We start from the raw sequence: 19,162 nt of genomic DNA on the forward strand, positions 1-19,162 counted from the left end.
CTCTAAAAAGCTAGGTATTAAAGGTTAAATAGAGCCTAATTTCTATTTTAATTTTTATTTCCAGGCTTTGAGATTTAGCTGTTACAGAATGGATATGTTTATGTTTGGAAATCTCGGTAAAATCAGGCAAAAATTATTATTATTATTTTTGCTAATTGGGTTGCTCCTTTCTCCTATCTTACTGTTTAAGCCTGTACCTGCCTTAGCCAGTTCTTTTGATTTAGGAGAGCCGGTTAATGCACCGGAAAATTTGAACCCAGTGATCACTCATTTTTTGGAAGAAATTCCTCCCCGATATTATGCAATCATGAAGATTCAGGATCTTCAAAATCTGATACAACAAGGTGATCTGGTTTTAATTGATGTTCGAGAACCTTCTGAATATGCTTTCGGTCATATTCCAACTGCCATCAACATTCCCTTAAGATCCTTAACTCAAAATATCGATCAAATTCCTAAAGATCGTCCTGTGGTTTTGTATTGTACAACAGGTTATCGGACAGCAATGGGCGTGATGGCATTAGAACTTTTAGGCTATCAGAATGTTCGAGGATTTCCTCCTAGTATTCAAGGTTGGAAAGCAGCCGGACAAGTTTTAGAAACAGTCCGGTGATTCCTGATGCAATTAACAGCATTTATGGATTGATTTTCACTAACAACAACTCTTCTCACACAACAACACTCAACATGGTTACATCCACAATCAAACCCGCCGAAATTTCTGATAAAGTGACACTTCCAACGGTTACTAAAACCTTAAATTATCAAATCGTGATTATCGGAGCAGGTGCCGCCGGAATTACAACCGCATCTCTACTTTTTAATCAGAATCATTCCCTCGATATTGCTATTATTGATCCTTCCGATAAACACTATTATCAACCGGGTTGGACATTGACGGGAGGGGGTGTCTTCCAGATTCAAGATACTGTTAGAAATCAACGAGATGTTATTCCTCAAGATGCCACTTGGATCAAAGATAAAGTCATTCACTTAGACCCAGATAACAATCAAGTTTTAACTCAAGCGGGTTTCCAGATTCGATATGATTATTTAATTGTTTGTCCGGGTATTCAAATTGATTGGCATCTGATTTCAGGACTCAAAGAAGCGTTAGGAAAAGAGGGTGTCACCACGAATTATTCTCCTCGGTATGCACCCTATACTTGGGAATTGATTCGTAATTTTAAAGGTGGGAATGCTTTATTTACCTTTCCGAATACTCCGATTAAATGTGGGGGTGCACCTCAAAAAGTCATGTACATGGCCGATGACACTTTCCGTCTAAAATGGGGAGTTCGTCAACGAACCAACGTGATGTTTTTTTCCCCCGGAAATCGGATGTTTTCTGTTCCTGAATATTCTCATCTGTTAGAAAATGTTGTTAAAGAACGAGAGATTAATGTTCAGTTCCGGCATAATTTAAAAGCGATTATTGCTGAAACGAAAACAGCCCTTTTCGATATTTTGGATAACAATGGCAATGTAATTGATCAAGTCAGTTATCCCTATGATATGATTCACGTTGCTCCGCCCCAAAGTGCACCGGACTTTATTAAACATAGTCCTTTAGCTATTCCCAATAATTCCTATGGTTGGGTTGATGTCGATGCTTATACCTTGCAACATAAGCGATATCCGAATGTTTTTAGTTTAGGTGATGCTTCCTCTTTACCCACTTCTAAAACCGCCGCCGCTATTCGCAAACAAGCACCCGTTGTTGCTAAAAATTTACTCGCTTTGATGGTTTCAAAACCGTTAATCAGTCAATATGATGGTTATACTTGTTGTCCCTTAATTACCGGGTATGATCGGACTATTATGGCAGAATTTAATGGTTATAATACCACAGTTCTATCCAGTTTCCCCCTCAATCCGGTTAAAGAACGGGCAATTATGTGGACAATGAAAGTTACCGCTTTACCCTGGATTTATTGGAATCGAATGCTCACGGGAGATCGATTTGAGGGAGAGTACATTAAATTTATGCAGTGGAAAAAATAACCTCTTAGGGTGCGTAAGCTTAAGATTATGCACCCTTGATGATCTCAAAATATAGAAAAATCACCCTAAAAATCAGTTTTTTTTAGGGTGATTTTTTGCTAAATATGCCATCAAAATTTTAGATTTTTTGAATTGACAAACTGAGAATATTATAATAAAATAAATTAGGTTTAAAAACCAAAACCAGTTGTTACAGATTAATCTGATTCGTCTTAAGAAGTGTTCTATTCCTAAAATCAGGCGGTAGGAGCAGATTGATCTAACTTTTTGCTATGCCATTGCTCATAGATCAATCGACTCCTACCTTTTCCTACTTCTGAATTAAGTATATTTACTGATTGACATTTTGTGTATTTTATATAACTATATAAGAATATAAATATTTGATCAGCTAGTTAAAAAAATCGCATCGGAGGGTTTGGCTGATGGGCAAGCTAGTTAACGAACTTAAACAAGACATTCAATACCAACACGGGATGAATGCCTGCCTGAACTGTGGCATCTGTACTGCGGTTTGTCCAGCCGCCGAGGTTTATGACTACTCTCCGAGAGAAGTGATGAACATTTGCCATCTGGAAGAAGAAGACTCCCTTATAGAGTTACTTAAATCTGATAAAATCTGGTTTTGCGGACAATGTTTCTCCTGTAAACCTCGATGTCCCAGAGGTAACAGCACCGCCCAAGTCATTCTGGCTTTGCGTCGGCTTTCAGTTCGTTATGGTTATTTTGCAGAGTCCGAAAAAGGCAGACAACAATTATTTGCTAAACGAGTCTTTGGGGAAAATATGCTCACACGAGGTTATACCTTAGTGGCAGAAAATATCACCCCGGCCCACTTTCCTGAACTCGGAGAAAACTGGGAATACTATTACGAACACATGGCAGAAATGCGAGAGTGGTGGGATGTTCCCATGAACTTAGAAAATAGTGCAGGTTCCCACCGCATGATACCCGAAAAAGACATGGATGAATTGCGGGCAATTTATCAAGCAACTGGGGCACTTGAGTTAATGGATGCTGTTGAAAAAGGCATGGAAAAGAAACTCGGTAGCAAAGAAGAAGTTGAAAAATATTGGGAAAATTGGGTAGAAACGGCTGATAGCAGAAACTACGAGATGGGAGAATAAATCAGGAGAAAAATTATGCAGACAGTTAATAATTTTAGTAGCGTCAATAACAGTCTGGATGCCTCTGAAACGGAAGGACTCCTCTATATGCGCGAAGAAGAAAAACTGGCGCATGATGTCTACGTCACCCTGTATGAACAGTGGGGATTGTCTATTTTTAACAACATCGCCAATAGCGAAGACAGTCATGAGAATCAGATAGAAACCCTGCTCAATAACTATCAAATTGAAGATCCAGTAGGTGATAATCTGATCGGTGTTTTTGTCAATCCAGATTTACAACAATTGTACAATAATCTGATTGCCCAAGGCAGTCAATCCCTAACGGCAGCCTTACAGGTAGGAGTGTTGATTGAGGAGACTGATATTGCAGATTTACAAGAGCGAATTGCCCAAACAGATAACGCTGATATTCAAAAGGTATATGAACAACTTTTGAAGGGATCAAATAATCATCTGAGTGCATTTACTTCAAACTTGACTGGCGAAACTGTTAATACGAACTCCTCTAATACCTCTAATAATTTAACGAATCAGATTCAGGAAACAATAATAGATGACCCTCTAACTGGAGGTGGAAGCAATCAAAGCTTCGTTAGCAATGGTGGGGGTAACTCAGCTTATGCAGCAAATTTTGTCTTGGGTTCGTCAAGTCAAATTAACAGCACTGGGTTATCAGCAGTTGAGCAGAGTTATCTGAATATTGATAATAGTTTTACTGCCCAAAACCAGCCCTTTGCTTCATCTAATATAGGAGGGATCAGTAACGTATCTACAAACGACTTGCCGATGGGCTTTTCTCTGACTCAAAACCCGATGGCTGCTCTTACTATAATGCAGACAATAGCCAGAATATGAGAGCGGTAATTTGCCCGGTTAATTCCTAAATTAGCATCCATCAAAGATTAAAAATTGACATCAATAAAAAAGGAAAAAACACAATGAAAGTAGCTAGACAAAATTTAGCTTGGGAAAAACATCAAAAGCACGTTCCAACCGTTGATGAACCCGGTGGGAATGTATGGGGATGTTTCCGCAGTTGTTTTCTGCAAAGTGCTGCCCCCTATACAGAAGGAATTGCCTATAAAATCTTAAAAAATGACTTAGGAATTGATTTACGCGAAGCTGCTGGACATACTTCTTGTGGGGCAATTGGCTATCACGGAGATGTGACTAATCTGGAAACCCAAATGGTGGTTGCGGCTCGTAATTTTTCCGTTGCCCATGATGAATTAGGAGTCGATAATCTCTTCTCATTTTGTGTAACTTCTTTTGCGAACTACACTGAAATGATTCAACTTTGGGAAGAAGAACCAGAGTTACGAGAATATACAGAAAAAATGTTAAAAGAAACCACAGGACGTGAATTTTGGGTTCCTCATGTTTCTGGGGGTAGACCGTCTGTAGTTCATGCGTCTGATGTGTTTTTTGCCAATCGCCATAAATTAGCAGAAAAAGCTAAATATAGTTTAAAAGGAATTAAAGCAGTTGATCATATTGGCTGTCATTATGGCAAAATCTTTCCGGGTGAGTGCATGGGGGGATCAGAATTTCCTCAAGTTTTAGTCGGGTTATTAGAAGCATTCGGCGCGGAAATTGTTGACTATCCAGAAAGAAGACATTGCTGCGGCATGGGTTTTCGTCAATGTGCATTTCCTGAAAATCGAGACTATACCGCTAGTAGCGTTTATAAAAAAATGAAAAGTCTCAAAGAAACCCATCCCGATTGTAATTTAATTTTAACCAATTGTCCGGGGTGTACGGTGTTTTTAGATGCCGAACAAGGAACCATTAAAGAAGTCTTGGAAGAAGAATTTAATGTTAGTATTCTCGACTATGCTCAACTCACAGGTTTGATGTTAGGATACGATCCATTTAAAGATTGTGGATTAAATGCCAAAGTTGTTCCCATTGAACCCTTATTAAATAAAATTGGCATTCCTTACGACCAATCTAAAACCTTTGAAGAACGGAGAAGACCGTTTTAATCAGTTATCAGTTATCAGTTATCATGCCTATTGAATTTTATTTTCTAAAAAAAGGGAAGAAACATGAACAAACCTGTGGTAATTATTGGTGGTGGCCCTGCGGGATTAGCGGCGGCTGGAAAACTTCAAGACTTTGGTTATGAGGTGGTTTTAATTGAAAAACAAGCCGAAATCGGCGGACATTTAAACAAGTGGTATAAAGTGTTTCCTGATTTTACGGACGCTTCAGAAATTACGGCTAATCTGAAAGCTGAGTTAGGGAAAACTCGAATTTTAACCGATACAACCATAACTCAAATTCAAGGGTCTGCCCCCAACTTTCAAGTCACAACATCAACGGGAGAAAATCTTGAAGCCGCAGCAATTTTAGTTTCAACCGGATATAAGCATTTTGATGCCAGATTGAAGGAAGAATACGGCTATGGAATTTATGATAATTGCATCACTTCAGTGGAACTTGATTTGATGCTGAAGGCGCAAAATATTAAAACTCGGTCAGGACAAATTCCCCAAAAAATAGCGATGATTCATTGTGTTGGATCTCGTGATGAAAAGGTGAATAATAATTACTGCTCTCGCGTTTGTTGTACAAATACGATTAAGCAGGCTATTGAAATTAAAGAACAACATCCTGATTGTGATGTTTACTGCCTTTATATGGATATTCGGGTCTTTGGTCGCGGTTATGAGGAACTTTACCGCACCTCTCAAGAACAATATGGGGTGCAATTTTTACGGGGTCGGTTGTCGGAAGCGAGTGAGAAAAAAGATGGCAATTTATTACTGCGTTTAGAAGATACCTTAACGGCAAAACCGATGCGATTAAGCGTTGATTTGTTAGTGTTAATGGTGGGAATGGAAGGCAACCCAGAGTTAGCAGAAATAGCCGATTTAAAATTAGGATGCGATCGCTTTTATGCCACCGCCCATCAACAATATTCTAATAATTGCTCAACCCGTGAAGGTATTTTTCTAGCGGGAGCCGCAACGGGGCCAAAAGCCATTATGGAATCGATTACCGATGGTCGCTCCGCCGCCGCAGAAATTGCCAGTTTTGTTGCTCGTTCTTCCCAAGATTCTGAAACGAATTTGAATGGACAATTAATCACAGAAATGGCAACATCTCTCAAATAAAAGAGGAAAAAATCATGGCAACAAAAGCGAAAAAATTTGTCTTTGGGTTGAAAGCGGATCGCCAACTCGACGGCGATAAAATGAACTCCAATTTTGTTAAAAAAGTGGTTGCTGAAGGGGGAAACGGGGCTGCGATCGCGGCTTGTATGCAGTGTGGGACTTGTAGCGGGGGCTGTACCAATATTGACCAGATGGATATGTCCCCTCGAACTCTCATTTTAATGACACAACGAGGGGAGTGGGAGAAGGTACTTAAAAGTAACGCTTTGTGGATGTGTAGTTCTTGTTATATTTGTACCTCCCGATGTCCCCGTGGGGTGCGTCCTTCTGATGTAATTGAAGCGGTAAAAGCGATCGCCATTCGCGAAGGAATTGAGAACAATTCAACTCGTTTTAATCAAATTTTTGTTGAGTTAGTGCAGAAACGAGGCATTCTGTTTGAACCAGAATTAATGCAGAAATATGGCGGTTTACAAGCCATGATTGATCAAGCAGAATTGGGCATTAAATTAACCCTGAAAGGGAAAATGTCACCGTTTCCTGCAAAAATCAAAGACCCTAAAACCTTTAGTGAAGCATTAGAAAAGGCGGATCAAAAATGAAATATTCTTACTACCCTGGATGCAGTCTCCATACCACTGCTAAAGAGTTTGATATCTCAACCCAAGTTGTGATGGAGGAACTCGGAATTGAGCTAGAGGAACTCAAAGATTGGTCTTGTTGTGGGGGATCTGTTGCTGCTGGAGTTTCTCACGATGTAGGGATGGCAATGGCGGCAAGAAATGTCGCTTTAGCTCAAAAACAAAATCTCGATTTATTAGCGTCTTGTTCGGGGTGTTACAACAAGTCAGCCAGAGCACTTAAGGCATTAAAAGAACCCACCGAAAAAGATAGAATTATGGCGATTATGTCGGAAATGGGGATTGATGTTTCTGACTATAATATCCGAATTAGAAATGTTGTCGATGTGTTAGTTAATGATATCGATATTGCCTCCCGAATTAAACGGCCATTAACGGGTTTAAAAGTTGCCTGTTATTATGGGTGTTTGTTAACTCGACCCGCAGATATCACAGGTTGGGATTCGCCAGTTTTTCCGACATCAATGGATAGATTGTCTGAAATTTGTGGGGCGGAAGTTGTTGATTTTCGCTCAAAAACAAAATGTTGCGGGGGGCCGATTTTAGTGTCTCAACAGGATGTCGCTTTTGACCTAACTAAAAAACTCTTAGATGAAGCAAAATCTCTAGGGGCTGATTGTATTGTTTTAGCTTGTCCGTTGTGTGATACTAACCTTGAACTTCGTCAGCCAGATATTGAGAAGAAATACAATGTTTCTTACAATTTACCAATTTTATATATCACCGAAATTATCGGACTTGCTTTAGGAATGAAACCCGGAAAATTGGGCATGAATAAGCATATTGTTTCCCCTAAACCTGTTTTAGCTAAATTGGGATTGTGAACTTGAGGGTTGACTGATTACTGATGCGCGGGCGGGGTAACTCCGCCCCTACGGTTATATGAAACGTAAACGCAGAATTAACCCCAGAATTTATATGCGAGGGGTTGTGGCTTTAGCACTCCTAATCAGTTGGAGTTTGGTCGCACTTACAGGTTTTATCTTATGGTTTGCACCTCATGGACAAGGGGCAGGTAGGATTGCCTTTTTGTTAGGATTAAGTCGCCACGAATGGGGTGATATCCATTTTTTTATCAGTTTGTTGGCGTTAGTTGTAACGATGCTTCACGTTATTCTTGACTGGCGCTCTTTAAAAGGACTGATTCGGTATTTGATAGGAGTAAATCAATGAACAACTATAAACCAATCAAAAACAATCTAAGCACAGCTTTTCAGGGATTAATAGCAGGAATCATTCTGATTAGCAATAGCATGATTTTTCCCAGCTTTTTCCCTTCAAAAGCACTTTCTCAAACTGCTTTAGATGCTAAGACTCAACAAGCTATGATTGACGCGATTAATGATGAATATCGCGCTAGAGCCTTTTATAACGCCGTGATCGAAAAATTTGGGGCTGTTCGTCCGTTTAGCAATATTGTGCAAGCCGAAAATAACCACGCCAATCTTTGGAGAAATCTATTTGCTCAGTATGGAATGGCTGTTCCTAATGATACGTTTCCAGGTCAGATTTCCGCACCTAATACCTTAAAAGAAGCTTGCCAAATGGGAGTAGAAGCGGAAATTGCTAATGTTAAAATGTATGATAATTTTTTAACATTTGTTACCCAACCCGATTTAAAAGCCGCTTTTACCCAACTGCGTCAAGTCTCTCAGGAAAGGCATTTACCCGCCTTTGAGCGTTGTCAAACTCAACCTTGTGGCGGTCAAGGTCGAGGTCAAGGTCGAGGTCAAGGTCGAGGTCAAGGTCAAGGTCAAGGTTGTAATCGCAATTTTTAGTGATTACTTGATGTTTCCAAACAGATCCCAATCCACCAGACTTTTAGTCTTTAATTAATTCCCAAGATATCTGTTAGTTTAAACTAGAAATTATCAGGTTTAATCTTACCCCCAAACGTCAAACCCAAAGATCCACTGGCATCAATTAGAGGAGCGCACCAGATCAGAATAAACCCATTTACTAATGCTATGAAAACATCGTTTGTACTCACCGTTTTAGTGGAAAATACCGCCTCCGGTAGAGGGTTATTGGGAGAACACGGACTATCTTATTTAATAGAAGCTGGTGAGTCCAGAATTTTATTCGATACCGGACAGGGGTTAGTATTACAACACAATGCTAAACAGTTGGGAATTAACTTACAAAATTTAGATGCTGTTGTCCTCAGTCATGGTCATTACGATCATGCTGGGGGTTTAATCAAAGTATTAGAAGAATGTAATTATACCCAATTATTCCTACATCCATCAGCACTGCAACCCAAATTTAGTAATCGAGGAGAAATTGGTTCTCCAATTCAGGATAAAGAACTCCTAACCCAGAAATTTCGTCAATTAATTTGGACGGATCAACCCACAGAAATTATCCCTGGAGTCTTCGTAACTGGTACAATTCCTAGGGTTAATTCTTGGGAAGATACTGGGGGTAATTTTTGGCAAGATTCCCAGCATAATCAAGTTGATTTAATCTTAGATGATCAAGCATTATTTATTGACGCACCCGAAGGTTTAGTTGTGATTTTAGGGTGCGCTCATGCCGGAGTTATTAACACCTTAAACTATATTACAAAACTGACTGGAAAAGAAAAAGTTTATGCTGTAATTGGGGGAATGCACCTGTTAAATGCCAGTAGAGAACGCCTGCAAGCAACGGCAGAAACCTTAACCCAATATCAGGTGCAAATCATCGGTGCCAACCACTGTACGGGAATGAAAGCCATCGCTTTTTTGTGGCATCAGTTTGTTGGACGCTGCGTAGGCTGTCAAGTTGGTACTCGCTTAGAATTTGGCATTTTTGATACTCTCCAGTCAAGCTGACGCTGTGACGGGAGATTCTTGTTTCACAGAAGAATGCTTTTTAGCTCACCGCCCAATTAAAACCTAAAGTAATTTTTTAATAAAGCTAGCCAAATCTTGATAAATTGTGTCATCAGCTACTGAAAGGATAAAAAATTTTCGGGTATACTAAATAGTAGAATGCCAGACATTTCACATCAAAGCATTGCTCGCTGAATAGAGGGAAACTGGTTTTATGAACTCGATCGAGTTAACGAGTATCTTCCCATCTCACTCAATGCCACCCGCCCTAGACCAACCTTTACCCTCACCCATCGCTCCAGATCAAACCGTTGTGATCGATGAACAGGTGATCGCAGAATATATCCGTTGGTTGGGAGGTCAGCGCATCTGGGAAAGCCTGCCAGAAAGCGCGATGCAAGCAATTTCCCAATGGTTTTATCGCTTCCAAGTCGAAGCCGGAAGTCTGATTTATCGAGAAGGCCAAACTCCCATCGGGCTATATTTGCTCAAGCTGGGAAAGGTGGAAATCTTTCAACAGTCGGCTATTGGTAAATTGTCGATCCGCGATCGCCACCCTGGAGATTTATTTGGCTATACCCTGGTAGCGAGTTCCGATGGAACGTACCATAGCAGTGCGATCGCCCTGACAGCCAGTGAAATCCTGTTTTTACCCCAAAACCAGTTTTTGGAATTGGTGATAGACTATCCTGCTATTCAACAAGTGCTCCATGCCCTGTTGATGCGAGACTTAGATGATCTTGCCAGCCGCATTGCTTGGGAAGAAGAACGCATTCGAGGCTTGCAACCCTACATCCAAGATATTCCTACCGGGGAAATGATTCTGGGTCATAGCAAAGCCACCCAAAAACTCGCTCAAAAAATCGATCAAGCTGCCTCTACGTTAACGCCTGTGGTGTTTCAAGCCCAACCGGGTAGCGGAAAAACCTTTTTAGCGGGATTGATCCACCTGCGATCGCAATTAGCCGACCGACCCTTTGCTGAATTAGATTGTGCTGAACTTCCCCATACCGCCGATGGCCGACTCAATACCGATGTCTTGTTTGGCAGAACGGGCAATCAACCGGGTATTCTGGAATTATTAGAACAGGGAACTTTATTACTTGATAACGTTCAGGTTTTAAGTGAAGGCGATCGCACTCGGTTAATTCACTATCTGAAAACAGGATTAATTATCCCCAATCATGGAATATTAGACCACCATCAATTATCTCACGAACCGCCTCAACCCGTTCAATCTTGGGTGCGTTTAATTTTTGCTTCTGCCAACAAACTAATTTTTCCCGATATTGAAATTATTTCAATTAAGCTATTAACTTTACCCCAACGCAAAGCTGATATTATCGAATTTTCCGAATACTTTCTGAATCAATTTTGTCGGGAACAAAATCGCCCCCTGCTACAACTTGATCAAGCCGATTTGCGCCGTTTGATTAGTTACGAATATCCGGGGAATTTAGCAGAATTAGCCGAAATATTGCACCGGGCTGTGATGATGACTCCCATCGGACAATCGGTGATTCCAGAACAAGCTTTATGGTCGGTAGAATCTAGGAAAAATGCCTTTCGGATTGATTTGCTTACCCATGTTCCGGGGCTGCGGAAATTGTTGCTGAGTCGCTGGTATCCCGAAGGAATCTGGATCGTGATGATGGCAATTTTCATCCCCGTTACAATTTTAGGTTTTATCGGTTCCCAATCACGAGATAGCAGTATTACCCTCAACTTATTTTGGGCTTGGTGGTGGCCCGGTTATTTATTTTTATTCGCGTTTGTGGGGCGATTTTGGTGTGCGATCTGCCCATTTATGATTATGGGTGAATGGATGCGCCAGCTTTCCCTGTGGTTATTTCCCCGTCAACAACTCACCTGGAAAACTCAATGGTTAAACCGTTGGGGGGCATGGATTTTATTTGCCGGGTTTGTCATCATTTATCTGTGGGAAAAACTGTGGGATTTGCCCCATCATGCCTATCTTTCTGCTTGGTTATTATTAACAATTACGGCTGGGGCAGTTATTTTTAGTTTAATTTATGAACGTCGGTTATGGTGTCGTTATCTCTGTCCCATCGGGGGTATGAATGGGATGTTTGCCAAACTGTCGATCACGGAATTGCGATCAACTCAGCAAGTTTGTGGGAGTCAGTGTAATACCTTTGGCTGTTATAAAGGCAGTACGGAAACACCACTGAACTTTGCTGATGCCTTACCCAATGAAGGACAAGCGAGTAAAGGTTGTCCGCTTTACTCCCATCCCGCCCAATTGCAAGATAACCGCGATTGTATGCTTTGTATGGATTGTTTGAAAGCTTGTCCCAATCGCTCAGGACAGTTAAATTTACGCTTTCCTGCATCGGATTTATTAGATGATCATCAGGGTTTTTGGGCAGAAGTGGCGCTGTTATTACTATTATTTGGGGGTGTGTTTATGCACCATTCCCAGACTATTTTAGGTTGGTTGGGATGGGAAAATCTGCCTGTCGATGCTGATCATTTTCTAACCAGTTTACCCATCACTTTAGCATTACTCAGTATTCCAACTATTTTAACTTATGGAACTCATGCGATCGCTCGTTTATTTGATCCCGAACAACCCAATTATTTAACCATTATTTACGCCTATCTCCCGTTTGTTTTGGCTGCCAATTTAGCCCACTACGTTCCTGCTTTTATGACCGAAGCCGGACAAATTCTCCCCGTATTAGCTCGTTCTTTAGGATATAGTGGGGCAGGATTACCTACTCTAACGTGGAGTTTAGATGTGGCGCAATTTCTCCAAGGCGTAACCCTACTTTCAGCAATGGTTTTTAGCCCTTATCCTCTACTGAGAATTACTAAACAAGGTGAAGAAGTAACGGGGATACAAAGACTGATGAGTAACCTACCTCATTTGTTATTTATGGCTGGATTAACGGTTTTATTATTTAAGTTAATGATTTGAATTTGTTGTCTGTTGTTTGTTGTCTGTTAACGGTTAATAGCCAACCGTCAACAGTCAACAGTCAAGCATGAAACAGTCCGGGGATTCTCATTAACCTATGATTTCCCTTGACGACGGCGACTCCCGAATCCAACTAAACCAGCGATACCCATCAGGGCTGCTGCGCTAGAGGGTTCTGGGACTGATACACCCGGAACATTCCGTGCATTACCTTTACCAAAGTCAATGGCAAACACCACATCGTTATAGTCTTTGTCGCCACCGCCCCATAAATCTTCATAGCCAAAAATCAGCAAATCTTTGTAATAGTAAGCCATAACGTGTTGCAGTTTGTCCGGGTTTGTCGCTTCGTCAACACCGAAGACTCCTGTGAGACCCTTACCAGGAATACCACCGTTAATAGCGTTGGAAACTAAGCGGAAGTCGAATACCGTACCCGCTTTAAAATTGCCGAGTTCAGCAAAGTCACCCACGTTTAAAGGGCTATCTTGTTGGCTTTTATTGGCTAAAGGATCATTGGGATTAGCACAGAAATCTTTATAGTTGGCTAGGGTATATTGTTCAGCCTTGCTGCAAGAGGTGTCTCCAAAAATTTTAGTTTGATTTTGCAGAACCTTGCCATCTTTCCAAGTAATGAAGTCTAATTGATTCCGATATCCTCCGGCTGTCTCCCCTATAAAATAAACGTTAACATTATGGTCATATTTGAGTTTGATTGAGTCCAGATCAATCGTCTGTGCGCCAATTGTTTCCGGTGCTAGATACCGAGCTTCTTTGCCCACAAAGTCTTTTAATTCTGGCAAGATATTCTGGATGTCAACAGGGGCTTCACTTCTGCCTTTGATGGTAAATGCAGAAGCAGATTCAGCACCTAAGAATAAACCTGTAAAAGCTGTTGTGGCGGTTAATAATGCCATCAAAATTCTAGTTTTCATCGCAATTCTCCTCTGATAATATTGGAAATTCCAGAATGAATAATACAAATGTAGATTGCCGAGCACCTGTAGGGTTTTGATTGACGTATAAATAGGTCAATGAAATACTTGTTACCGTTTTGGGAGTGAGAGTTTTTTAATTTTTAACTCATCTTGAATTTAAGATAACAGCTTAATTTGAAGCAATCAATCAAGATATTGTAAAATAAAAATCAAAACTGTAAAGTAATTGTAAAAACCTTCGTATTGCTCTATTTATTACGGACTATTAAGTAAGCTCTATAGCGCTACTTGAAGAGGGAACAGCTTAACTGGGAACAGGGAACAGTAAGAAGTGAAAGGGTTTGAGAATTCATAAATGTCAAACACTCCCTATGCGTAGCACTATAGCTTACAGAGAATTAGATTTGATATTACTTTTAGCAAAAATTTATCAACCAGAGGGCATTCATGCCCTCATTGCCACACTGAATTAGATCAGGATATAAAACCCGACTCGCTTAACTCACTAACTCCGCCATCAACTCAGCCACAGGCATAATCCGTTGGCTGCGTCCAGCATTACTACCGGAAAACACTAAACCATTTTCCACGTCTCCCCGTGCGGCTTTATCCAACGCTCGAACAATACAATAAAGTTCTCCAGCTTCTCGGTGACGGCAAACTTGGAGACAGTTTAACAGACAGCGTTTTTCAACGGTCGCCACACCGGACATCACCTTTTCGACAAAGGGGTTTCGCAGCGCTCGTCCGGGTAATCCCACCGGACTCGAAACCACCATCACATCTTCCGGTTGGGCGTGCAGGTGAAATTCTTTATACCGAATATCGGCATCACATTCATCTGTAGTAATAAACCGAGTGCCAATCTGGACTCCTGTGGCTCCTAACTCTAACATTCTAATAATATCTGAGTGATCCCAAACGCCTCCGGCTGCAATCACCGGAATGGGTTGACCGAGTTCGGTTTCTAAATAATTGACTAATTCAGGAATCACCTGGTCTGGATTCAATTGTGGGTCGTTGAGTTCCTCATATTTAGCCCCCAGGTGTCCTCCTGCGGTATTGGGATTTTCCACGACAAAAGCATCCGGTAGCCGTTTATATTGGCGTTCCCATTTCCGACAAATAACTTTAGCCGCACGAGCGCTGGAAATGATGGGGACGAGGGCTACCTCTGGATAGTCGGCGGTGTATTCCGGCAAATGCAGAGGCAAACCCGCACCGGAAATGATTAAGTTAACCCCTTGGCTGGCTGCTGTACGAACTAGAGTTTCATAATCTCGTGCCACCACCATCACATTAACACCAATAATGCCATGGGGACTCAGTTGGCGAGCTTTGTTGATTTCATCAATCAGCGCTAATCGATTCGCCTCAAAAAATTGTTCTCGTCTGAGTCCAGCCTTGGGTTCGGTGATGTCAAAGTAGGGAGAGTTTAACCCTAAACCCACCCCAGAGATCACCCCAATTCCGCCTGCATTCGCCACCGCAGCCGCGAGATTGGCTCCAGAAATACGGATACCCATGCCTCCCTGAATAATCGGGTAACGGGCAATGTGTTGACCAATTTGTAGTGAAGGTAATGTTTCCATAGGTTCTGGGTGTTGAGAAGATTTTCCGAATTCAGGTAACTAGAGTATAAATACTTTTTATGATTTTACAACCAAATAGTCAAATAGTTATTTATTCAGGATTAGCTCAATCTGGATTTTGGCATAAGCTCTAATCCAGATTGAGTATAATTACTGATTGCAAAATATTTTCAATAACTTATACTACTAAATAGCAATATAGTCATACAAGATAATTGACCCAGCAACAATCCTAGGGGAGGGGGTTCCCTGTCCCTAACAGCCAACTATCAACAGCCATGATTAATAAATGTCCTACGGGTGATCAAAAAACCAACCCAATTGAGGAGAAAACCAGATGAAACGAACAGGAAAAAACCAAGCTTGGGAAAAACATCAGAAAGACATCCCCAGTATTGATGACCCTGGTGGAAAATTGTGGGGTTGCTTCCGTAGTTGTTTCCTCCAAAGTACGGCGCCTTATTCAGAAGGGGTTGCTTATAAAATCTTGAAAAACGATTTGGGTATCGATTTGCGGGAAGCACCCGGACATACCTCCTGTGGGGCTATCGGATATCACGGGGATGTATCCAATTTGGAAACACAAATGGTAATTGCCGCCCGCAACTTTTCCCTGGCTCATTATCAAGAAGGGGTTGATAATCTTTTTTCTTTCTGTGTGACTTCTTTTGCCAACTACACCGAAATGATTAAACTCTGGGAAGAAGAACCGGACTTGAAAGAATACACGGAAAACACCTTAAAAGAAACCACTGGACGGGAGTTTTGGATTCCTCACGTTTCGGGTGGCCGACCTTCTATTGTCCATGCTTCTGATGTTTTCTTTGCTAATCGCGATAAATTAGCAGCAAAGGCAAAATATAGCCTCAAGGGAATTAAAGCAACAGATCACGTTGGATGTCATTACGGAAAGATTTTTCCAGGGGAAGCAATGGGGGGTGTGGAATTCCCTCAAGTCTTAGTGGGGTTGCTGGAAGCCTTTGGTGCGGAAGTAGTGGACTACCCAGAGCGTAGACATTGCTGTGGGATGGGGTTTCGGCAGTGTGCTTTCCCAGAAAACCGAGATTATACGGCCAGTAGTGTCTACAAGAAATTAAAAAGTCTCAAAGAAATCCACCCAGACTGCAAGTTGATGTTGACCAATTGTCCGGGGTGTACGGTGTTTCTTGATGCGGAACAGGGAACCATCAAGGAGGTGATGGAAGAAGAGTTTAATGTCAGTATTCTGGACTACGCACAACTGACCGGGTTGATGTTAGGGTATGACCCCTTTAAAGATTGTGGCATGAATGTCAAAGCGGTTGCCATTGAGCCTTTGCTGGATCAAATTGGTATTCCCTATGACAAATCCAAAACACCGGAAGAACGCCGAAGACCCTTTTAATCCTCAGTCATCAGGAGGATTTAAACAAATCTTAAGGTCATTTAATGACTAATTAGATATATAATCATAAAGTTGAAATTTTGTCAACTTCAGCAACCCAATCTGTTTTTTTTACTAGGATTAGGAGTGTTCAATGTTAAGTAATGTCGGAAACTTAGATCGAATGATTCGCTTGTTATTAGCAGCAATTTTTCTATATGGCGGTTTGAGTCTCTACTCAGGTACAGCGTTAGGAATTGGATTAGATGTTGCTTCAGCGTTGCTAATTATCAGTGGTTTAATTGGTTTTTGCGGGATCTATCGTTTGTTAGGGATTAACACTTGCAAGCCTCAAAATTAGTGGCTCTCAAACAGAAGTCAAAAATAGAGACTTCCCCCAAATTTTATCAACAGAAAAAATAAAAGTTAACTCAACTCTAAATCGGAGAATTTACCATGAAAATTGCTGTCACCAGTCAAAATAAAACATCTATTACCGAACATAGCGGACATTGCCGTAAGTTTTGGATTTACGAGATTAACGAGGGTGAAATTCTGGGCAAGAACTTGTTAGAATTATCCCCTGAACAATCGTTTCATAATAGTTCTGCCAACGAACCCCATCCTTTAGATGATGTGCAGGTTTTGATTTCTGGAGGCATGGGAAAAGGTTTAGTGCGACGGTTGGAAGGAAAAACCATTGAAGCGATTATTACCAAAGAAACCGATTTAGATAAAGCTGTGAATGCCTATCTTGATGGTTCTTTAATTAGGGAAGAACCCCAATGTCACGAACATGAAGGTGAACATCAACATGAACATAAACATGAACATAAACATCAACACAAACATCAACACGGTCATCAATGTGAATTAGAAAGCAGCAATTAAAAAGATCAAAATCCGGGTTTCAAGTTAAAATTCAAGCATTTTCTATGGCCTCTATATCTTCAGTGAAACCTAGTCTTGTTAATCTATCTCCTTTGGAATTCACTCAGTTATCTCATCCGCCTTTACTGATTGACGTTCGCAGTCAGTTAGAGTATGTCACAGGTCATGCTCCTAATGCCATCAATCTAAGTTTACCTCGACTATTGATGGCAAGAATTTATGGACTTCGTAACTGGATTTTACCTCAATGGTTTCGAGATTTATCCCCTGATCAACCGATTGCTGTTATTTGTTTAACATCTCACCGCAGTCCTATAGCGGGCGATTGTCTAATTCAGTTAGGATTTACAGAGGTATTCAATATTACAGGTGGTATGGTAGAATGGCAGCAATGGAAACTAGAAATAGTTAAGGATAAGCCTTAATTATTAAAGGGTGGGAGATATTTTATCTCCCACCAACTCTTAACAATACTGCTTTCCAACAGAGTTAATTGCAGAGCGAATACGCTCTGATTAGCAAACAAAAATCCAAAAATTTTCAATCACACTGTTTATAGAATCATGTGGGCTAGTTCAATTACCGCTTATTTCCATTACTTAGGCTTTATGTTAGCGTTTGCGGCACTCACCGTAGAGGTTTTTAACTTAAAAAAAGAAATGACCCTCGCTGAAGCCCAAAAAGTTGCCTCTGCTGATGCTGTTTATGGAATAGCTGCTACGATAATTTTGATTACAGGAATATTAAGAGTTATCTACTTTGGTAAAGGAACCGATTACTACTTAAATAATCCCTTTTTTCAGGCTAAAATGGCAGTATTTATCCTTGTTAGCTTGTTTTCATTGTATCCAACATTTACGTTTATTTTGTGGTTTAAAGACTTACAAAAAGGTCAAATTCCTAGCCTAGAAATTGCCAAATTTAATCGACTTACTTGGCTCATAAAAGGGGAGTTAATCTGTTTTACTGTCTTGCCACTATTAGCCGCTGTAATGGCGAGAATGAACGGATGGAGTTAAATAAAAAAATGAAATTTTCCAACTTATCTCAAATTCAAAAGCGTCTATTTGCCTGGGGAATGTCAAAAGCAAATGCCGCCGATGGTAGCGCGATAGAACTGATTGACTGCCCTGATTATTTCACCTTGGCAGAACTCAAACAAGGGCTGTTAGGATCTTTAGAAGGAAAAGTATTAGAAATTGGCCCTGGTGCTGGCTCGAACCTCTCCTATTACCCAAAAGATATTGATTGGATAGGGGTTGAACCCAATCTTTTTATGCACCAGTATCTCGAACAAGAAGCAGATAGTCAAGGATTAAAAAAGATCAGATTATCCCCAGGAAGTGCTGAAAAATTGCCCGTTGAAAATAATAGTATTGATAGTGTAGTCAGTACCCATGTTCTCTGTTCCGTCAGCAATATTGATCACAGTTTACAAGAAATTAAACGCATTCTCAAACCAGGCGGAAGTTTCATTTTTTTAGAACACGTTGCCGCCGAATGTTGCACTTGGACACGCCGAGTTCAGGATGGCATTGAACCCTTATGGAAAGTTTTATTTGATAACTGCCATCCTAACCGGAACACTTGGAATGCCTTAGAAAATGCTGGATTTGAGTCAGTCAATTATCAGCAATTTAGCCTGTCAATTCCCATAGTCAGTCCTCACATTGCCGGAGTAGCTAAGAAGGCGAAAATCCTTGATTAATCAATAATTTAAACGGAGC

The 19,162-nt window shown here is 40.8% G+C and carries 20 protein-coding genes; 18 read left to right on the forward strand and 2 right to left on the reverse strand.

Annotation, left to right across the window (positions count from 1 at the left end; all coding sequences use genetic code 11):
• Nucleotides 1-100 precede the first annotated feature (100 nt).
• The 12 genes from IQ236_RS11065 (at nucleotide 101) to IQ236_RS11120 (ending at nucleotide 12,651) form a co-directional block, all read left to right on the forward strand.
• Nucleotides 101-613, forward strand: coding sequence for a rhodanese-like domain-containing protein (locus IQ236_RS11065; RefSeq protein ID WP_193869344.1), 513 nt, complete (start codon nucleotides 101-103; stop codon nucleotides 611-613).
• 74 nt (nucleotides 614-687) lie between these two features.
• Nucleotides 688-2,004, forward strand: a complete 1,317-nt coding sequence (locus tag IQ236_RS11070) for an NAD(P)/FAD-dependent oxidoreductase (protein ID WP_193869299.1) — start codon at nucleotides 688-690, stop codon at nucleotides 2,002-2,004.
• Between the two features lie 425 nt (nucleotides 2,005-2,429).
• Nucleotides 2,430-3,131, forward strand: coding sequence for a 4Fe-4S dicluster domain-containing protein (locus IQ236_RS11075; protein ID WP_193869300.1), 702 nt, complete (start codon nucleotides 2,430-2,432; stop codon nucleotides 3,129-3,131).
• A gap of 15 nt (nucleotides 3,132-3,146) precedes the next feature.
• On the forward strand, nucleotides 3,147-3,989 hold the full coding sequence (locus tag IQ236_RS11080; protein WP_193869301.1) for a DUF2202 domain-containing protein: 843 nt from the start codon (nucleotides 3,147-3,149) through the stop codon (nucleotides 3,987-3,989).
• Between the two features lie 83 nt (nucleotides 3,990-4,072).
• Nucleotides 4,073-5,119, forward strand: coding sequence for a heterodisulfide reductase-related iron-sulfur binding cluster (locus IQ236_RS11085; protein ID WP_193869302.1), 1,047 nt, complete (start codon nucleotides 4,073-4,075; stop codon nucleotides 5,117-5,119).
• Between the two features lie 63 nt (nucleotides 5,120-5,182).
• Entirely contained in the window at nucleotides 5,183-6,253 is a 1,071-nt protein-coding gene (locus IQ236_RS11090) for an FAD-dependent oxidoreductase (protein ID WP_193869303.1), read from the forward strand.
• A 14-nt stretch (nucleotides 6,254-6,267) separates the two neighbouring features.
• Nucleotides 6,268-6,855 carry a 4Fe-4S dicluster domain-containing protein gene (locus tag IQ236_RS11095; protein WP_193869304.1) on the forward strand — a complete coding sequence of 196 codons (588 nt, stop codon included), beginning with the start codon at nucleotides 6,268-6,270 and terminating at the stop codon, nucleotides 6,853-6,855.
• Complete coding sequence (locus IQ236_RS11100) at nucleotides 6,852-7,718, forward strand: CoB--CoM heterodisulfide reductase iron-sulfur subunit B family protein (protein WP_193869305.1); 867 nt, start codon at nucleotides 6,852-6,854, stop codon at nucleotides 7,716-7,718. The genes IQ236_RS11095 and IQ236_RS11100 overlap by 4 nt, the downstream gene beginning before the upstream one ends.
• 58 nt (nucleotides 7,719-7,776) lie before the next feature.
• Complete coding sequence (locus tag IQ236_RS11105; protein WP_193869306.1) at nucleotides 7,777-8,067, forward strand: DUF4405 domain-containing protein; 291 nt, start codon at nucleotides 7,777-7,779, stop codon at nucleotides 8,065-8,067.
• A complete protein-coding gene (locus IQ236_RS11110; protein WP_228041561.1) occupies nucleotides 8,064-8,672 on the forward strand; it encodes a ferritin-like domain-containing protein in 609 nt (202 codons plus the stop codon). The genes IQ236_RS11105 and IQ236_RS11110 overlap by 4 nt, the downstream gene beginning before the upstream one ends.
• 189 nt (nucleotides 8,673-8,861) lie before the next feature.
• Nucleotides 8,862-9,710, forward strand: coding sequence for an MBL fold metallo-hydrolase (locus IQ236_RS11115; RefSeq protein WP_193869307.1), 849 nt, complete (start codon nucleotides 8,862-8,864; stop codon nucleotides 9,708-9,710).
• A 214-nt stretch (nucleotides 9,711-9,924) separates the two neighbouring features.
• Nucleotides 9,925-12,651: a cyclic nucleotide-binding domain-containing protein gene (locus IQ236_RS11120; RefSeq protein WP_228041562.1), complete on the forward strand. Its 2,727-nt coding sequence runs from the start codon at nucleotides 9,925-9,927 to the stop codon at nucleotides 12,649-12,651.
• Between the two features lie 95 nt (nucleotides 12,652-12,746).
• Here IQ236_RS11120 and IQ236_RS11125 read toward each other — a convergent pair whose 3' ends face one another.
• Nucleotides 12,747-13,586, reverse strand: coding sequence for a DUF4114 domain-containing protein (locus IQ236_RS11125; protein WP_193869308.1), 840 nt, complete (start codon nucleotides 13,584-13,586; stop codon nucleotides 12,747-12,749).
• 500 nt (nucleotides 13,587-14,086) lie between these two features.
• Entirely contained in the window at nucleotides 14,087-15,181 is a 1,095-nt protein-coding gene (locus IQ236_RS11130) for an NAD(P)H-dependent flavin oxidoreductase (protein WP_193869309.1), read from the reverse strand.
• A gap of 337 nt (nucleotides 15,182-15,518) precedes the next feature.
• Here IQ236_RS11130 and IQ236_RS11135 point away from each other — a divergent pair, with 337 nt between their 5' ends.
• The 6 genes from IQ236_RS11135 to IQ236_RS11160 all read left to right on the forward strand — a co-directional run bounded on the left by IQ236_RS11135 (nucleotide 15,519) and on the right by IQ236_RS11160 (nucleotide 19,143).
• A complete protein-coding gene (locus tag IQ236_RS11135) occupies nucleotides 15,519-16,565 on the forward strand; it encodes a heterodisulfide reductase-related iron-sulfur binding cluster (RefSeq protein WP_193869310.1) in 1,047 nt (348 codons plus the stop codon).
• A 133-nt stretch (nucleotides 16,566-16,698) separates the two neighbouring features.
• A complete protein-coding gene (locus tag IQ236_RS11140) occupies nucleotides 16,699-16,905 on the forward strand; it encodes a YgaP family membrane protein (protein WP_193869311.1) in 207 nt (68 codons plus the stop codon).
• A 95-nt stretch (nucleotides 16,906-17,000) separates the two neighbouring features.
• Nucleotides 17,001-17,435, forward strand: coding sequence for a NifB/NifX family molybdenum-iron cluster-binding protein (locus IQ236_RS11145; RefSeq protein WP_193869312.1), 435 nt, complete (start codon nucleotides 17,001-17,003; stop codon nucleotides 17,433-17,435).
• Nucleotides 17,436-17,479: 44 nt separating this feature from the next.
• The gene (locus tag IQ236_RS11150) at nucleotides 17,480-17,860 is read left to right on the forward strand and encodes a rhodanese-like domain-containing protein (protein ID WP_190524903.1); all 381 of its coding nucleotides are present in this window, start codon (nucleotides 17,480-17,482) and stop codon (nucleotides 17,858-17,860) included.
• A gap of 138 nt (nucleotides 17,861-17,998) precedes the next feature.
• On the forward strand, nucleotides 17,999-18,454 hold the full coding sequence (locus IQ236_RS11155; RefSeq protein WP_193869313.1) for a DUF2214 family protein: 456 nt from the start codon (nucleotides 17,999-18,001) through the stop codon (nucleotides 18,452-18,454).
• 8 nt (nucleotides 18,455-18,462) lie between these two features.
• Nucleotides 18,463-19,143, forward strand: coding sequence for a class I SAM-dependent methyltransferase (locus IQ236_RS11160; RefSeq protein WP_193869314.1), 681 nt, complete (start codon nucleotides 18,463-18,465; stop codon nucleotides 19,141-19,143).
• The last annotated feature ends 19 nt before the right edge of the window (nucleotides 19,144-19,162 follow it).

The organism is Planktothrix mougeotii LEGE 06226 (assembly GCF_015207485.1).
Lineage (GTDB): Bacteria > Cyanobacteriota > Cyanobacteriia > Cyanobacteriales > Microcoleaceae > Planktothrix.

Coding starts and splice junctions, on each gene's coding strand:
- IQ236_RS11150 (WP_190524903.1), top strand. CDS start 17,480: ATGGCCTCTATATCTTCAGTGAAACCTAGTCTTGTTAATCTATCTCCT.
- IQ236_RS11065 (WP_193869344.1), top strand. CDS start 101: ATGTTTGGAAATCTCGGTAAAATCAGGCAAAAATTATTATTATTATTT.
- IQ236_RS11095 (WP_193869304.1), top strand. CDS start 6,268: ATGGCAACAAAAGCGAAAAAATTTGTCTTTGGGTTGAAAGCGGATCGC.
- IQ236_RS11130 (WP_193869309.1), bottom strand. CDS start 15,181: ATGGAAACATTACCTTCACTACAAATTGGTCAACACATTGCCCGTTAC.
- IQ236_RS11145 (WP_193869312.1), top strand. CDS start 17,001: ATGAAAATTGCTGTCACCAGTCAAAATAAAACATCTATTACCGAACAT.
- IQ236_RS11100 (WP_193869305.1), top strand. CDS start 6,852: ATGAAATATTCTTACTACCCTGGATGCAGTCTCCATACCACTGCTAAA.
- IQ236_RS11160 (WP_193869314.1), top strand. CDS start 18,463: ATGAAATTTTCCAACTTATCTCAAATTCAAAAGCGTCTATTTGCCTGG.
- IQ236_RS11080 (WP_193869301.1), top strand. CDS start 3,147: ATGCAGACAGTTAATAATTTTAGTAGCGTCAATAACAGTCTGGATGCC.
- IQ236_RS11070 (WP_193869299.1), top strand. CDS start 688: ATGGTTACATCCACAATCAAACCCGCCGAAATTTCTGATAAAGTGACA.
- IQ236_RS11135 (WP_193869310.1), top strand. CDS start 15,519: ATGAAACGAACAGGAAAAAACCAAGCTTGGGAAAAACATCAGAAAGAC.
- IQ236_RS11110 (WP_228041561.1), top strand. CDS start 8,064: ATGAACAACTATAAACCAATCAAAAACAATCTAAGCACAGCTTTTCAG.
- IQ236_RS11155 (WP_193869313.1), top strand. CDS start 17,999: ATGTGGGCTAGTTCAATTACCGCTTATTTCCATTACTTAGGCTTTATG.
- IQ236_RS11115 (WP_193869307.1), top strand. CDS start 8,862: ATGAAAACATCGTTTGTACTCACCGTTTTAGTGGAAAATACCGCCTCC.
- IQ236_RS11090 (WP_193869303.1), top strand. CDS start 5,183: ATGAACAAACCTGTGGTAATTATTGGTGGTGGCCCTGCGGGATTAGCG.
- IQ236_RS11140 (WP_193869311.1), top strand. CDS start 16,699: ATGTTAAGTAATGTCGGAAACTTAGATCGAATGATTCGCTTGTTATTA.
- IQ236_RS11085 (WP_193869302.1), top strand. CDS start 4,073: ATGAAAGTAGCTAGACAAAATTTAGCTTGGGAAAAACATCAAAAGCAC.
- IQ236_RS11105 (WP_193869306.1), top strand. CDS start 7,777: ATGAAACGTAAACGCAGAATTAACCCCAGAATTTATATGCGAGGGGTT.
- IQ236_RS11120 (WP_228041562.1), top strand. CDS start 9,925: ATGAACTCGATCGAGTTAACGAGTATCTTCCCATCTCACTCAATGCCA.
- IQ236_RS11125 (WP_193869308.1), bottom strand. CDS start 13,586: ATGAAAACTAGAATTTTGATGGCATTATTAACCGCCACAACAGCTTTT.
- IQ236_RS11075 (WP_193869300.1), top strand. CDS start 2,430: ATGGGCAAGCTAGTTAACGAACTTAAACAAGACATTCAATACCAACAC.